Origin of the sequence: Bifidobacterium anseris (assembly GCF_002860345.1) — a bacterium.
In the GTDB taxonomy this organism is placed as follows: Bacteria; Actinomycetota; Actinomycetes; order Actinomycetales; family Bifidobacteriaceae; genus Bifidobacterium; species Bifidobacterium anseris.
In genome coordinates this window covers 717,913-732,981 of record NZ_NMYC01000005.1, presented here as the reverse complement: position 1 = coordinate 732,981, position 15,069 = coordinate 717,913, and the positions used below count along the sequence as shown (strand labels likewise).

General features: G+C 62.0%; 10 protein-coding genes. 3 read left to right on the top strand and 7 right to left on the bottom strand.

All coding sequences use genetic code 11. The features are described 5' to 3' along the window. Positions 1 to 30 precede the first annotated feature (30 nt). Together CGZ88_RS08210 and CGZ88_RS08205 are read left to right on the top strand one after the other, a co-directional pair. Positions 31 to 1,560 carry a xylulokinase gene (locus tag CGZ88_RS08210; RefSeq protein ID WP_101671554.1) on the top strand — a complete coding sequence of 510 codons (1,530 nt, stop codon included), beginning with the start codon at positions 31 to 33 and terminating at the stop codon, positions 1,558 to 1,560. A gap of 96 nt (positions 1,561 to 1,656) precedes the next feature. Continuing rightward, positions 1,657 to 3,216 (top strand): glycoside hydrolase family 43 protein, encoded by a 1,560-nt coding sequence (locus CGZ88_RS08205; protein ID WP_101671553.1) that lies wholly within the window; start codon positions 1,657 to 1,659, stop codon positions 3,214 to 3,216. A gap of 12 nt (positions 3,217 to 3,228) precedes the next feature. Here the strand turns inward: CGZ88_RS08205 and CGZ88_RS08200 are convergent, their stop codons facing one another. The 6 genes from CGZ88_RS08200 to CGZ88_RS08175 all read right to left on the bottom strand — a co-directional run bounded on the left by CGZ88_RS08200 (position 3,229) and on the right by CGZ88_RS08175 (position 11,676). Beyond that, complete coding sequence (locus CGZ88_RS08200; protein WP_101671552.1) at positions 3,229 to 4,629, bottom strand: carboxylesterase/lipase family protein; 1,401 nt, start codon at positions 4,627 to 4,629, stop codon at positions 3,229 to 3,231. Further along, a complete protein-coding gene (locus tag CGZ88_RS08195) occupies positions 4,629 to 6,554 on the bottom strand; it encodes a sialate O-acetylesterase (RefSeq protein ID WP_026644553.1) in 1,926 nt (641 codons plus the stop codon). Before CGZ88_RS08195 ends, CGZ88_RS08200 begins: the two co-directional genes overlap by 1 nt. A 105-nt stretch (positions 6,555 to 6,659) precedes the next feature. Beyond that, on the bottom strand, positions 6,660 to 8,285 hold the full coding sequence (locus CGZ88_RS08190; RefSeq protein WP_101671551.1) for a glycoside hydrolase family 43 protein: 1,626 nt from the start codon (positions 8,283 to 8,285) through the stop codon (positions 6,660 to 6,662). A gap of 78 nt (positions 8,286 to 8,363) precedes the next feature. After that, positions 8,364 to 9,233, bottom strand: coding sequence for a carbohydrate ABC transporter permease (locus CGZ88_RS08185; protein WP_026644555.1), 870 nt, complete (start codon positions 9,231 to 9,233; stop codon positions 8,364 to 8,366). 1 nt (position 9,234) lies between these two features. Then, entirely contained in the window at positions 9,235 to 10,293 is a 1,059-nt protein-coding gene (locus CGZ88_RS08180) for a carbohydrate ABC transporter permease (protein WP_026644556.1), read from the bottom strand. A 105-nt stretch (positions 10,294 to 10,398) separates the two neighbouring features. Further along, positions 10,399 to 11,676: an extracellular solute-binding protein gene (locus CGZ88_RS08175; RefSeq protein ID WP_026644557.1), complete on the bottom strand. Its 1,278-nt coding sequence runs from the start codon at positions 11,674 to 11,676 to the stop codon at positions 10,399 to 10,401. 333 nt (positions 11,677 to 12,009) lie between these two features. Between CGZ88_RS08175 and CGZ88_RS08170 the strand changes: the two genes are divergently transcribed. Beyond that, a complete protein-coding gene (locus CGZ88_RS08170) occupies positions 12,010 to 13,014 on the top strand; it encodes a LacI family DNA-binding transcriptional regulator (protein ID WP_026644558.1) in 1,005 nt (334 codons plus the stop codon). 9 nt (positions 13,015 to 13,023) lie between these two features. Here CGZ88_RS08170 and CGZ88_RS08165 read toward each other — a convergent pair whose 3' ends face one another. Beyond that, positions 13,024 to 14,706: a glycoside hydrolase family 43 protein gene (locus CGZ88_RS08165; protein WP_026644559.1), complete on the bottom strand. Its 1,683-nt coding sequence runs from the start codon at positions 14,704 to 14,706 to the stop codon at positions 13,024 to 13,026. Between the last annotated feature and the right edge of the window lie 363 nt (positions 14,707 to 15,069).

Sequence of the window (15,069 nt, the reverse complement as noted above, 5' to 3'; positions counted from 1 at the left end):
CGGCGGACGGACGAACAAAGGAGTCATCTCATGAGCAGAGTTCTCGTGGCCGGGGTCGACGCTTCGACCCAATCCTGCAAGGTCCGTGTCACCGACGCCGCAACGGGCGAACTGGTGCGCTTCGGACAGGCGAAGCACCCCGACGGATCCGTCGTCAACCCGGAGCACTGGTGGCGCGCGTTCCAGGAAGCCGCCTCGCAGGCCGGTGGACTGGACGATGTGTCCGCGATCGCCGTGGGCGGCCAGCAGCACGGCATGGTGGCACTCGACGAACATGGCCGGGTGATCCGCGACGCGATGCTGTGGAACGACACGAGCTCGGCGCCGCAGGCCGAAGCGCTCATCGATGAGCTCGGCGCCGCGCCGGCGGCCGACGGAGAGCCGGAGGACCCGCACCAGCGCGGCATCGAACGTTGGGTGAAAGCCGTGGGCTCCTCCCCCGTCGCCTCGTACACACTCACCAAAATCAAATGGGTGGCGCAGCACGAACCGGCGAACGCGGCACGCATCGCCGCCGTGTGCCTGCCGCATGACTGGCTGAGCTGGCGCATCGCCGGCTTCGGCCCCGTGCAGCCGGGCGAAAACGCGCATCTCGACGCCCTGTTCACCGACCGTTCCGACGCCTCGGGCACACTGTACTTCGACGCCGCCTCCAACACCTACCGGCGCGACCTGCTCGCGCTGGGACTGCAGCCCGACGACGCCTGCACGCCGGGCGCCGCCGCCACCGAGCACGCCGAACGCATCGTGCTGCCCCACGTGCTTGGACCGAACCAAGTTGCACCGGTCAACGCGGATCCGTCCATCGCCGGCGCGCAAGTGCCCGGCGGATGCATCATCGCGCCCGGCGGCGGCGACAATGCGATGGCTTCGCTCGGCCTGGGCATGACCGTGGGCGACGTGTCCGTTTCACTCGGCACATCGGGCGTGGCGGCCGCGATCAGTGAGCAGCCCGTCTACGACCTGAGCGGCTCGGTATCCGGATTCGCCGACTGCACCGGGCATTTCCTGCCCCTTGCATGCACGATCAACGCCTCGCGTATTCTGGACGCGGCGCGCGCAATGCTCGACGTGGACTACGACGAGCTCACCACGCTCGCGCTCGATTCGCACCCGGGCGCCGGCGGCATGACGCTCGTGCCGTATTTCGACGGCGAGCGCACACCGAACCGCCCGGACGCCACCGCCACATTGAGTGGCATGACGCTGCGCAACACCGAGCGCCGCAACGTGGCGCGCGCCTTCGTGGAGGGCCTGTTGTGCTCGCAGCGCGACTGCATGGAGCTCATCCGTTCGCTCGGCGCGCAAATCGACCGGATCCTGCTCATCGGCGGCGGAGCCAAGTCAATGGCGGTCCGCACGCTCGCACCATGCATCCTGGGTATGGATGTCTCATGCCCGGCGACCGACGAATACGTGGCGATCGGCGCGGCAAGGCAGGCCGCCTGGGTGCTCAGCGGCGTGGACGACGCTCCCGACTGGCCGATTTCGATCGACGGGGTGCAGATCGGCGCCCCCACCCCGCAGGTCTATGAGGCCTACGTACAGGCCCGCGGCTGATTCTTTCCGCACCCCAAACGGGTGGCGGGTGCCATCCGCATATCGCGCCCGCCACCCGGCATTCCATATCGTAAATCCTTACCCCTGGAGGCTTCTATGGGCGTTGTCCGGAATCCAATACTCAACTCGGATTTTCCCGATCCCGACATCATCAGGGTCGGCCATACCTATTACATGGCGAGCACCACGATGCATTTCATGCCCGGATGCGACATATTGAGGTCGTTCGACCTGACACATTGGGAACCGTATGGCCATGTCTACCACACACTTGGGCATACGGGCGCCTATATGTTGGACGGCGATCAGGACTTGTACGGGCAAGGCATGTGGGCGCCGTCCCTGCGATGGCACAACGGCAGATTCCATGTGCTGTTCTCCGCGAATGACACCCATACGACCCACCTGTTCACCGCCGAGGACGCCCGCGGTCCATGGCGTCATCATATCGTCCAGGGCTTCTACCACGATCCTTCGCTGCTCTTTGACGATGGGCGTGTGTTCATCGTTCACGGCAACACCACACTGCGGCTGACCGAGATGGAGGTGGATCTGTCCGGACCGAAGGCCGGTGGACTCGACCGCGTGCTCGTGCAGGACCTGCCGAATCAGGATCTGGGATACGAAGGCTCGCATCTGCAACGGCATGATGGACGGTATTACCTGTTCACCTGTCATTTCGCCCGTGGCCACCGCAAAACCGAGGATTGTTTCATCGCGGATTCTCTTGACGGTGAGTTCCGGGGCCGCTGCATTCTGGATGACGACTTGGGATACCATGACCAAGGTGTGGCGCAAGGCGGCATGGTGGACACGCCCGATGGCCAATGGTACGCGTTCATGTTCCAGGACCGCGGGGCATTGGGCAGGACACCCGTGCTCATGCCGATGCATTTCGATACGGACGGCATGCCCGTATTGGGCGTGAACGGGCGGGTTCCGGCATACGTCGAAAGCGCTCCTTCCGTCGAACCGCACCATCATTATGCGCCGCTCAATGGCAATGACGATTTCCGCTACACGCCCGATGACAAGGGAAACATCCATCTGGCCCCCTATTGGCAGTTCAACCACACACCACATGACGAGACATGGTCGGTGACGGAACGCCCCGGCGCATTCCGCATCACCACAAGCCGCGTATCGGCCACCATGCTGCGGGCGACCAATACGCTTACGCAACGCACGACCGGCCCACGGTGCGCCGCGGAAGTAACCATCGACGCCAGCGGACTCATGGAAGGCGACATCGCCGGGCTCTGCGCATTCCAAGGCTGCTACGCATACGCCGCCATAACACGCAGGCAGGGATCTTGGTATGCGATCATGGCGGAGCGCAATGCGCTGCACCCGGACAACACCGCCGAACGCCATTACGACGAGATCCCGGTTGAAGTGGAGTCCCTGCCATTGCCGTCGCCGCAGGCCACGTTCCGCTTGGAGATCGACTACACCGACATGCGCGATACCGCGCGCTTCCTTGTGCGAACAGACGCCGGGTGGATACCGATCGGACATCCCCACCGCCTGTGGTTCAAACTGGATCATTTCACAGGATGCCGGTTCGCGCTGTTCACCCAAGCGACCCGGCATGTTGGAGGACATGCCGACTTCATGCGCTTCCGTTATCACGATGCCTCGGATATGGGAGTCTGATCCATGGTGCGGTCATGCGCCGCGATGCCCACTGCGCATTCCCATGGGGAAACCCAGATGCATGAAGCGGTCGCCATGCATGTCGGTGCGATCCCAACGCACAAGGCCCTGCCCGTTGGGATCGCCCACTGCCGCAAAACACGTCCAATACCGTGACATGCATTGGGAGAGCTCGACGTGGCATCCCCGCATGGGTCGCCAGCATGAACCCAAGGTCCCGAACACGAACCAAAGGTCGGAAGAGTGGAAGGAACCCGCATCATCGCCGGGCATCGGCACATCGAAATGGTAGTAATACGGTGCGCGGCCGCCGCCAAGCTGCCATGCTGCGATCAGCCGGCGGTTGCCTTCGCGGCCAGCCCGTACCTGATGGCCTTGCCCGTCGGGCACCATGAATTCGTCTTGCGTGTCTCCCACCACCAGATCAATGTCCTTGGTTTGGCCGTCAAGTATCAGATCGCGCTCCTGCCGTGGCATGAAGACGCCATCGACACATGGCACCCAATTGGCTATCATCGTCCATGTGGCATCATCCACACCCTCAGGCGCCTCAAGCTGCGACGCCTCCTCGAACAGGGTCTGCGCATCGACACCCCGCGCCTCATCGAGGTTCTCCACCCCCAGACGCCGCATCAACCTTGCGCCCGTCGACTGTGCGGATTCCAATGAGCACAGCGTTGCATTGAAGTAGCCAAGGCCCGCGCCTGATTGCATGATCGCCCGGGAGAACAGTCCGGCATTACCCGGCGCGCAGCATTGCGCCAATACCGAAGCCGCACCCGCGGACTGCCCGAAGACGCATATGCGCGTGGGGTCGCCACCGAAAACGGTGATGTTGCGGCGCACCCACCGAAGGGCGGCCTGTTGGTCCAACCATCCGAAATTCGCATACGGGGCGCCTTCCTCCGCTTCCTCCTGCAGCCAGCGGTGTGAGAAAAATCCGAACACGTTCAGCCGATACGCCACCGACACAACCACAACGCCCTGACGCGCGAGCGCGGTGCCGTCGAACTCCTTCTCCATCGCGCACCCGCACTGGTAGGCGCCTCCATGGATCCACACCATGACCGGCAGGGGTTCGCCGGTGAGGCGCGCATCGGCGCCGCTCCCCCGCAATGCCGGCGTCCAGATGTTCAGATACAGGCAATCCTCATCGAGCGGGATGGCGGGATCCATGCCCCATTCCTTGTCATAGAACGGGTTTGACGCTCCCGGAATGGGTTGCAGGCAGGCCGGGGCATCGTCGAACGCACACCGTACACCTTGCCAAGGCGCCGGCGGCTGGGGTGGTCGCCAACGCCTTGGCCCCACTGGTGGAGCGGCGAACGGCACTCCACGAAAAGCTGTGATGGAGGGATCGCCCACCGCCAATCCCTCCAGTGTTCCCTGCTCGCATGTGACTTGCCTGCGCATCACGCACGTCCCGTCCCGGCATCGACGTCTCCGCCAGCGCGCACCGATGGCTCGATCATGGCACCACGCTTCAAATCATAGGCGAATGGAGGCATCGGAGTGCCCCGGCCATCCACAAGCAGACCACGTGACGGGTTGTTCCGCCATGCATACCGCAGTATGTCGGGACGCCGCTCAGGCAGCGGAATGCACACTTCCGCCCCCTCAACCGTCGCAGGTGCAGGCACCGCGCACATGGCATCGCGCCAGACGAACTCGAATTCGCCCGGATCGCCGCCATCGAGCGTCAACGGTGTGCAAGGGACCGGATTGGCCCCCTGGCGGGCAACAGTGGCATAGGAGACGCACAGCATCCCATCGCGTTCCTCAATCCTCTCCACCATCGGCTGCACATTGTCGCCTCCATAGAGCAGCGCACATGCCGCGTCGAACAGACGTGACGCGACGAGCTTCTTGTCATGCGGATGCAAGTCGTTGGGTTCACCGGCATCCAGCGTCACGACCGTCTTCACGTCGGGCACCTGCTGCCCGACGGCCCACTGCCCGGCGCGTACGAGCGGCCAACCGCCGTCCTCGATGCAATCGATGCTGATGCCGGGCAATTGCACGATGAGGAAGGGCATATGCGGATCATGCCAACGCTCCCGCCACAAATCAATCATCGTGGCAAGCAGCTTGCCGTATTGCGCCGCCCTGGTCCCGGTGTTCGATTCCCCTTGGTACCACAGCGCGGCGCGTACCGGGAAACGGAAGCAAGGCGCGAGCATGGCGTTATACAACCCGGTGGGGCGCCAACGCACGAAATCCTCACTCGGACATGGCCTGTCCATGCTCGCCACGACGGCAAGCCTCCAGATGCCGCTCACATCATGGACCTCATCGCCGACCTGCAAGGTCATCGCCTTGCCTTCGGTCACCCGGCCGGATCCCGCGTTGCAGACAAGGCGCACAACAATCTCGTTGGCCCCCGCGCGCAGCATACCGGCAGGAATCCGGTAGTCACGGGGCTCATATTGGTTGGGGCGGCCCCCTATGTTGATTCCATTGATGCAGGTCTCATCGATGTCAGCCCATGCCCCCAACCGCAGCGTGCCTTCAGCACCCTCGCAATAGGGCGGCAGCACCACTGTCCGCCGCAATTCGAGCATTCCCTGGAATCCCGGCAACCCGCAATTCTCAAAACGTGCCGGCAGGTCGACATGGCGCCAATGCAGCTTGTCGGCAGGAATCCGCCGCGCTTGCAGCTCCTCCATCCATCCAGCGACCGCGGACAGACTCTCTTCGCTCCGCGCCTCGGCCACGCCATCACCCAGATAGGGATCCAGCTCCTCCAACGCTTCAGGACAATCATCGAGTGAAGCGGCGTCCATCCATGCTTCGATGGGGGAACCGCCCAACGATACATTGAGCAGCCCGACGGGGACCTGCAACCACTGGCGCACCATTCGCCCAAAGAAATACGCGACTGCGGAGAATTGACCCAGCGTCTCGGGTGCACACCCCAGCCATGAGGCCTCCTCATGGTCACGCACCGGCCCGGAGAAATCGTATCGGTCCACGACCTTGAACTGGCGCAGCAAGGGGTCATCCTGCCGCTGGAACTCGCTGGGATAGTACGGATGCACCCATTGCATGGAAAGCTCCATATTGGATTGCCCCGAACACAGGAACACCTCACCCGCATAGCATGAGCGCCGTACCGTCGTGCCATCGCCAATCACTTCGAAGGCATACGGGCCGCCAGGATCCAACGCGTCCAACCGCACCTGCCAGCCGCCATCCGCGGTGCTTATGGTTTCCCCCGTACATTCGCCGATACGTACGGAGACACGCTCCCCCGGTGTACACCATCCCCAGATGTTCACGGGTCTGCCGGATTGCAGCACACATCCATCATCCAGCAGCTTTGGCATTGTCAATGTCATATGCGCCCCTCGCCTTCCATGCGGTCATGTCATTTGCACCGCAGATATGAAGATGCACGCTGGGCGGGCCATCCCGGAGACGGCCCGCCCAGCGTGCATCCATGGTCATTCACTCAATTCGCGGTAATCGAAGTCCACGAACTCAGCCGTTGCGTCATACCCCGACAGATCCACTGCCGCAAGACCGACGAACGCACCGGTGAAGAACCCGCCATACCGTTGGTTCACATAGTCGTCCGACAGGATCTTCGCGTCCAGCTCGACACCGAGGTCATGCCACTGCTCACCATCGAACGAATAGTCGTAACCATAGGTCTGCGTACGCACACGCGTGCGCAGCCATACAGTCTCCACATCATCGGGAACCGGCACCGCCCGGTCCCGCAGGAACGAGGTGTAGGAGTTGAAATCGTTCTGGGCGACTTCGATCACACGGCACTGCCGCTTCTCATCCCAAGTGACGAAAGCCCACGACCAGCACAGGTCGTTGTAGTAGTTCGTCAGGCCGGCCATCTGCCGGTAGTTGGTGGGGTCGAAGCGCACACCGACAGACGCGTCGAAATCGAATGCCTGCCAACGGCGGGCAACGAGGGACAGGTCGAAGAGGTTGCACAGCGATCCCTGCCCACGCAAGGTCAGCGTGCCGCCTCCGACGGAACCCATCGATTCGTCGAAGGGCACACGCAGCGTGTTCCAATCCAAGGCGAGCTGCGACTCCTCGAAATCATCATGCTGGCTGTGATCGGCCGGTGCCTCGGTCTCGATGGCGTCTTGCGGCGCCTCGACGACGCGTTGTCCGCCATGACCGCCGACGACGACAGGCCAGCCGTCATCGGTCCATTCGACTTTCTGGATGGACGTCTCACGACCCAGGGTGCACCATCCACGCGGATCGGTCACCGATTCGTTCTCATGGTGCCAGGGCCGGGCACACAGCGACGCGTAGTACCATTCGCCGGATGGCGTATCCACGAGTGCGCCATGCCCCTGCTTCTGCAGATAGCTGCGCGGGGTGTCGAAGTTGCTGATGAACGGGTTGTACGGGCTCCCCTCGAACGACATCGCATCGAGCGTCGAGGAACGCGCGACGACCTCCTGATGCGTCCAGACAGTGCCGCCCTCGGCGCAGAACAGGTAGTACATGCCGTTGATTTTGTACAGGTGCGGGCCTTCGACGAGTTTGACATCGGTGCCGCGCCAAATCGTGCGTTCGGTCTCAGGGAGCAGGCGCATGGTCTCGACGTCGAACTCGGTAAGCGTGATGCCATCGAAGGGATGGTTGTATTCACGGAAATCCCAAGTCTGCTGGACGAGGTACTTGCGCCCGTCATCGTCATGGAACAGGCTTGCATCGAAGCCAACGCCGTTGATCCGGACCGGTTCGCTCCACGGGCCACGGATATCCTCGGCGGTCACGAGGTAGTTCGTGCAGTCCTTGAACGCGCCGTTGACGATTTTGACATCGGAGTACACGAGCCAGAACTTGCCGTCCGCATAGGACAGGTCGGGAGCCCACACGCCGCCGGAGGACGGGTTGCCGCGCATATCGATCTGCGAACGACGGTTCAGCGGGCTCGGCAACAGACGCCAGTGCACCATGTCCTTCGACTCATGCAGACGTACGCCAGGCCACCATTCGAATGTGGAATTCGCAATGTAGTAGGTGTCTCCGACCCTGATCATCGACGGATCGGCGTTGAATCCGGGCAGTACCGGGTTTTCGATCTTCATAACGATCTCCTTAAGGGAAACGGCGGCCCGGTTGTGCCCGGGCCGCCGTGCTTCATGTGTTGCAGGCGGCGGGTCGGATCAGCCCTTGACCGCGCCAGTCAGGCCACCCACGATCTTCTTCTGGAAGATCGTGAAGCAGATGAGGGCCGGAAGCATGGCGAGCGAGGTGAACGCCAGGACTCTGGCCGTATCCACCGAGTGCTGGGAACTGAACATCTGCACACCAAGCGGAAGCGTGTACTTGCTTTCATCACTCAGGACGAAGAGCGGAAGCATATAGCCGTTCCAGCTTCCCACGAAGGTGAGGATACCGGTCGTGGCAACGCCGGGCATCGACAGCGGGATGACCATGCGCCAGAAGAAGCCAAGGCGAGAGCAACCGTCCAGCAGGCACGCCTCCTCCAATTCCATCGGGATGGATTGCAGGAAGGGGACCAGGATGATGATGGTCTGCGGCAGACCGAATGCGATCTGTGGAAGGATGATGCCCGCAAGGGAATTCGACAGACCCAGGTTCCTGATCATCAGGTACAGCGGAGTGATGCCGACGGTCATCGGGAACATGAGGCCCGCTGAGAACAGCGCATACATCAGTGTCGAGTACCGGAACTTGTAGCGGGCGATGACGTAGCTGATCATGATGCCGAGGACGACGACGCCGACCATCGTGCAGATGCCCACAATCAGTGAGTTGACCAGCTCGGTCCAGAAGATGTCACTGGTGATGACTTCCTTGTAGTTGCTGATCACCCAGGGATTCGGCAGACCGGCAGGGTCGTTGGTGATCTGCGCGTTGGTGCGGAATCCGCCAAAGATGATGTAGAGCACCGGGACGACGCAGATCGCCACGAGCACAAGCGAGAAGAAATAGACTATCGGGTTGCCCCATGGGGTCTTTGATGACTTATGGAAACCGTTTTTCTTGGAATATGCCGTTGCAGCACTCATCTCACTTCACTCCTTCCATGGCGACCGCCAGGGCCTCATCCTCTGCGGTCTGCCTCTTCTTGCGCTTCTTGGACGCCTTCTTATCGGTCAAGGCGCCATCGAGATCACGGTTGAGCACAAAGTGCTGGTAGGTCAGCGCCACAATCAGCGAGATGACGAAAATGATGAGGGCGACGGCGGAGCCATATCCGTAGTTGCCTGCACCGCGTCCCTCACGGACCATGTAGGTGGCCATCGTGGAGACGCCGGCCGTCGTGGAAACGTACTGGCCCCAGATGATGTAGACCAAATCGAACAGCTGCAGCGAACCGATCATCGACAGGAAGACCCAGATGCGCAGCGTCGGGGCGAGCAACGGCAGTGTGATGCTCTTCTGGATCTGCCAGAACCCTGCACCGTCCACCTTTGCCGCTTCGTACAGTTCCTCAGGAATCGACTGCATGCCTGCAAGCATGAGGATGACGGCGAATCCGATGTATTTCCAGCTGATGAGTAGCAGCAGCGTCCAGATCGCGACCTTGGGGTTGGCGAGCCAATCGACGCCATGCATGCCGAGTGATTCAAGAATCTGGTTGACCGCGCCCTTCTTCTGGAGCAGCAGGCTCCAGCCGGTGCCGACAATGACTTCCGAAACGACATACGGCACGAAGATGAGCGTACGGATCAGGCCGCGCCCCTTGAACTTCTGGTTGAGCAGGAGAGCGAAGAGGATGGCCAACGGACCCTGGATAACGAGGGATCCGACGACGATTTCAAAGGTGTGCAGGATCGCCTGCTGGAAGTTCGGATCCTTCAACGCCACGATGTAGTTCTGCAGTCCGACGAATTTGCCGTTCTCGGACGGGGTACCAAAGCCCTTCCATTGGTAGAAGCCGTAGTAGGCGCCCAAAATGATCGGAAGAATCACAAAGCAGCAGAAGAGGATGATCGCGGGTGCGGAAAGGATGAAAATTTCGAGATTTCTGCGCCCCTTGCCGTTAGAGGGTTTGCGTTCTCCGCCCCGCTTCTTCGTTTCGGCAACCGGTCGCCCGACTGCCACGGCATCATTCATTTCAGTCATGTCATCAATCCCATGTATCTAAGTTTCGTTGTACGTCATCCAGGGAAAAAGGATGGCTGGACCATGTGGAACAGCCCAGCCATCCCGGACCTTGCTCAGACGCGATCAGCCCTTCTGGGCGGCGTCCTCCATCGCCTTGACGATGTCTTCGGGACTGCCCTGCCCCGACAGCATGTTCACCACAGCGGCATTCAACGCATTGCCGATATTGGTGCCCAGAGCGGTATCCATCCACAGCTGCATGGACGGAGCCTTGTCCAGATATTCGATGACTTGCTTGAGAGACTCATCGGTCACCACACCACGCGCGGGCTCGGAGGCAGGGATGGTGGAGAACGCCTTGGCGTAATCCTCTTGGTTCTTCTTCTCGCCCATGTAGTTGACGAAATCGATCGAGGTCTGCGAAGCCTTCGGGTTGACACAGAAGTAGGTCACGCCGCCCATGAGCGCACCGGGTTCACCTTCGCCACCGGCGACCTCGGGGAACGCGAAGAATCCAAGGTCAGCCATCGGCTTCTGATCGGGGGTGAGGTCCTTGAGCACGCCCGGCTCCCAAGCGCCCATGAGCTCCATGGCCGCTTTATGGTTGGCGAGCAGGCCCGCAGAGGAGTTGGCGCCCTGCTGTGCGGTCGTGGTCAGGAAGCCGTCGTTGAAGGCCTTCAGGTCGTTGAGCTCCTGCAGCTTCTTGCCGGCGTTGACCCAGCACTCGTTCGAGAAGTCGTGGTCCTGGACGCTCTTGTCGTAGACTTCAGAAGAGCACTCGCGCAGGACCAACCAGTAATACCAATGCGCCGCGGGCCAGGCGTCCTTGGCGCCGAGTGCGATGGCATCGGTGCCGCTGTCCTTGAGCTTCTTCGCGTCCGCGAGCAGGTCCTCGTAGGTCGCCGGCACATCGGAAACGCCCGCCTTCTTGAACAGATCCTTGGAATACCACATGCCGCCCGGTTCCACGCTGACCGGGACGCCGTAGACCTTGCCGTCGAACGTGGCAGCGGAAAGGGTCGTCTTCATATCGGTCTTCACCGTGTCCGAGATCTTATCGGTCAGGTCCATGACCTGACCGGCGTCGATCATCTCCTGGGTCTTGGCGCCGCCAAGGGACATGAAGACATCCGGACCGGACGCGGGATCCTGCATGGCGGTCTGCAGTTTGCCGGCGAAGTCCTCGTTCTGGATGGCCTGGACCTCCACCTTGGTACCGGGGTTGGCCTCTTCGAAGGACTTTGCCAGATTCTCCCAGTACTGACGTCCTTCACCGGCGGAAGCATTGTGCCAGAACGTGATGGTCTTGTCATCGGACGACGACCCCGACCCGCCACATGCGCTCATGCCGATTACGGTCGCAACGGCCAGCGTCGCTGCTGCAAGCGTCTTGAGTTTCATAGTTCCTCCTTGATCTTTGTCCACGTTGACATTGACGTGGAGCCGTCCTCGCTGACGTACATTGCCAGAAGAGCAATGCATCCGAGCTTCTACGAAGCCTCCGGTACAACATTGAGAACTTCCGAAAACTTACGTTGTTTTCGTTGGAAACTATCGTAAACCTACTTTGTCAATCAGTCAAACTAAGTACGTTGTCGGCGTTTCGCGCATTTCTACCCAGAAATATGTTCGCGTTTTCACAACAAGCGTCTCACTTCGCTTGAAAAGTTACGAAACTTTCGCTATTATGGCAGATGGTATCACACCCATTCATTGGCAGCAAAGGAGCTCCATATGCCGGAACCCAAGGTCAGGTTGGCGGACATCGCGAAGAACACCGGCTACTCATTGGCGACCGTCTCCAAGGCGCTCAACGGCCGCTCCGACATATCGGCCGAAGCCCGCGCAGCCATCGACCGGGCGCTCAAGGCCTCGGGCTACCAGCGCCGCGGACAGAAAAACGCCGGCCAACGGTACATCGAAGTGGTCTTCCAGGACCTCGACACGATCTGGGCTCTCGAAGTGCTGCGCGGCGTGCTGCGTGAGACAAGGCACTCGCCCGACATCAGCGTCATCACGACGGAAAGCGGCACACGCCAACACCCCGACGACGACTGGATCACCGGCATGCTGAGGCGCAGGCCATTCGGCGTCATCTTCATCTTCGCCAATCTCACCGAAAAAGAAAAAACCAAATTGCAGGCCAACGGCATCCCCTATGTCATCTTCGACCCTTCAGGCGAGCCGTCGAACGATGATTTCTCCGTGCAGGCGGACAACTGGGCCGGCGGCGTGCTCGCGACTCGGCATCTGCTCGCCCTGGGGCACACGCGCATCGGCATCATCACCGGCCCCGAAGAGATGATGTGCTCGCGCGCAAGGCTCGACGGCTACACGTCAGCGCTCGCCGAACAAGGCATCGCACCGGACCCCGAACTGGTGACCGAAGGCGATTTCACAACCGAAGGCGGCTATGCGCAGGCGATGGAGCTGTTGGCGCAACCAAACCGCCCCACCGCGATCTTCGCCGGCAGCGACCTGCAGGCGATGGGCGTCTATGAGGCCGCCCGGCAGAACCGGCTGCGCATCCCCGAAGACCTTTCGGTCGTCGGATTCGACGACGTGCAGACATCCGCCTTCCTGGGTCCGGCGCTCACCACGGTGCGCCAGCCGTTGCACGACATGGCGGCCGTCTCGACGCGCATGCTTCTGGACACAGCGGAAGGGCGCCCAACGCAGCACCACGTGATCCTGCCCACCACGCTTGTGGTGCGGGGCAGTACACGCAGCCTGCGCTGAGCACTCCACCTATACCTCACAACCGATGAGGCAACCCACAAAGCCGCCGGACCATTCGGTGCTCAGCGGCGCCACGTCGATCACCTCGACAGCCGGCGCCGTCCATGCCTGTTCCGCGGACTGCGCCACGACCACGCGCACCATGCCTTTGTCGAAGACGAGCATAACCGATCCCGACTCCCCCTCGGGGATCGGCACCATGCCTTCCCTGCGCTCCGTCCCCTCGCCGAGCGTCCACTGCACCGACGCACCATCGGTCGCCACGCTCAGTGTATGGCGGCCGTCCTGCCGGATGCGCACCGTGCCACGCGGCGGGCACAGCACCACGCACCTGTCTTCCGGCATACGCCGGTACACCGTGCCATCCGCGCGCACGGCCGCGCCTTCGCCGTCGCCGACGGCAAAAGGCACGCGTGCATCGACGACCGCCTGCGATTCGCACGGCCCGATGCACACGTCGAGCAGGGTCCCGTCCGCCGCATCGATGCGCAATGTCTGCGCCAGACGCCCCGCTCCCCCGGCGAGCACCGGCCATCCTGGGTCATCGGACTCCCCTTGCGCGGGCCCATTGGATTCCAGCGACCATTGCGCCGGATCGTGCTGCCAGTCGACAGGTGCCACAAAGGTCTCCCTGCCCAGGAAACTGAGCGCCCCATGGTCCGCGGTGGGGGTCTCGCGCGAACCCAGGCACGCGACCCACCAGCCAAGCCGTGGATGATGCAGCAGATCGGCGTGGCCCACACACTGCACGCGCTCCTCCAAACCCAGATGCCGGTGTGTCAGGAACGGATTCTTCTTGCACGGATGGAACAGTCGCGCATACCGCCCCACAACCGACCGTTCGTCGGCACGCGGCGCTCGCGGCTCGGTCCCGTCCGCGTGCGCCTGGAACTGCAGGGCTTCGACCGCCGGCCCGAGCCCGTCGGGTGCCCACGTGCGCATGGTCATCTCGCTGTGGTCGAAGCTTGTGCCGCCTTCCGCGGTCATCAGATACACCCAATCGCCGATGCGGTACAGGTGCGGTCCTTCGGCCCACACCGCCTCCACGCCATATCCCGTCCAGAGGACCGTCTTGCCATAGTCGCCGTCTGCGTCATGCGACGCGCACAGCCGCCACGTCTCCGGGTCAATCCGCTGGGTCCACACCTCGGTCTGCCCTTCCCAGCGCGGGCGTACGGCCGGCCTTGTCTGCGTCCAGTACACGGAGCCGTCAAGGTCCTCGAAGATGTCTGGATCGATACCCTCGGCGCCCTCGATCCAGTACGGGCCGCGCCATGGCCCCTCAAGCGCATCGGCTTCGATGATGAAGTTGCCTTGGCTTGCACGGGCCCCCTCGATCGACTCCGGGTCGACCCCAGCTGCGGCGGCCGCATCCAGATCGATGCGGGCGACCGTGCATGCGATCACGTACTTCCCGCGGATCATGCGCAATGTCGGCGCATACAATCCCCCAGAATCAAGCACGAAGGGGATCAGCAGCCGTTGCGCCATCGCCTCGTCGACGGCGTTCCCCGCAAGCTCCCAGTTCGCGATATCGTCTGAAACGTGGATCGGCAGTCCCGGCACCAGTTCGAACGAGGAATTCACCAAGGCCACGCGCTCCCCGGGCTCGTCCCACATCCAGCTTGGGTCGGGGTACATGCCCCGCAGCACGGGGTTGGTGATGTCCATGGTCGCGGTCGTTGCGGTCATCGCGGTCCTCCATATCGGTAGTGGTCGGTCATAACAGTACATTCGGTTCGGCAGCATGGCCGGAGGGTATAGGGCGGTTCGGCGGTGCGCCATGCGCCTTGCGCAAGCAATAGGCGAACACACCGTCGTGCCCGCCCGTATGGAAAAAGCCCATGGGCCTCCGGGAACCGCCGTGCTCCCCGCGCGCGGTGTGTTTGATGGGAAGGATGCGCGCGGAGCGTATGGGTGCACGGTGTGGCCCGGTGGCCCTTGGGCCTGCATCGCGCCTGCAGAGGAAAGGAAAGAACAGGCGGCGATTCATTGGAAGGAAGGAAGGAAAGAAAGAGTTACTGGCGGCATATGCCATACAGCGTGCACTGCATA